A 1,015-nucleotide genomic window follows, 5' to 3' on the forward strand; every position below is an offset into this window, starting at 1 on the left:
ACGACATGGGTTTCTGGACGCACCCGGCCTGGCCCGATGATGGGGAAGAATGCGCCCTGCCTTATACCTGGTTCGCCGAGCATGGCCTTGAGTTCTTTATCGTCGAAATGGAGAACGACGGCCCGGAGGGGATGTTCGAGACATGGGCAGATGAGGGGCTTTGCGACTGCACTCCCTGGGTGCCGACTAAACCAGCCGGCGATGGCTGGTTCGTCTTCTCGATTCACGATACCGAAGACGGGCCTATCTGCGTGTGGGTGCGCCACAAGGTGACCTCATGACCAGCACAACCAAAGAACGCCCCATCCTGTTCAATGCCCCTATGGTGCGGGCCATCCTGGAAGGCCGGAAGACGGTCACGCGGCGCGTCGTGAAACCTCAGTACACAGAAGGCCCCTGGTCTGTGAGGTCTGCCGAAAACCCGAGGCATGAGCGCCACAGCCATGACTGGTGGCTGCCAACAGGAACCCAGCCTTACACAGCCCTACCGCACTGCCCGTACGGAGGGCCTGGAGACCGGCTATGGGTACGTGAAACAACGGAGATTGATGAGCAAACCACGGACAGCGCGGTTTTGTCTCGCTATGCGGCAGACGGCGCGCCGGTCCTGTACTCCAACAGCAGTGACCCAGCCTACAACGGCACTGCCGCTCACTGGGACTATCCACGCCCGTCCCGCCCAAGTATTCATATGCACCGCTGGGCCAGCCGCATCCTGCTGGAGATCACCGACGTGCGCGTCGAGCGCCTGCAAGACATCAGCGAAGACCAGGCGCTGGCAGAGGGGATCATTCCTCACGTCCGCGGCGGATGGCATTGGCACCCCCACGACCCGAGCAACGTTGATGACTGGCATCAGTTCGGGTTCAAGTCAGCCGCCTATGCGTTCCAGGATCTTTGGATTGGTACCGGCGGCAACTGGGACGCCAACCCCTGGGTCTGGGTCGTCGAGTTCAAGCGGGTGACCCCATGATCGCCCTCGCCTACATGGCCTGGCTCATCTACAAGGGGCCGA

General features: G+C 61.5%; 2 protein-coding genes. Both read left to right on the top strand.

Features of this window, described 5'->3' with window-relative positions; genetic code table 11:
- The coding region (locus NPS46_RS25060; RefSeq protein WP_274112036.1) for a hypothetical protein at nt 1–281 on the top strand (281 nt) is incomplete at its 5' end.
- A complete protein-coding gene (locus tag NPS46_RS25530) occupies nt 278–973 on the top strand; it encodes a hypothetical protein (protein WP_274112037.1) in 696 nt (231 codons plus the stop codon). The genes NPS46_RS25060 and NPS46_RS25530, both read left to right, overlap by 4 nt.
- The last annotated feature ends 42 nt before the right edge of the window (nt 974–1,015 follow it).

The organism is Pseudomonas putida (genome assembly GCF_028682395.1).
Taxonomy (GTDB): Bacteria; Pseudomonadota; Gammaproteobacteria; order Pseudomonadales; family Pseudomonadaceae; genus Aquipseudomonas; species Aquipseudomonas putida_AB.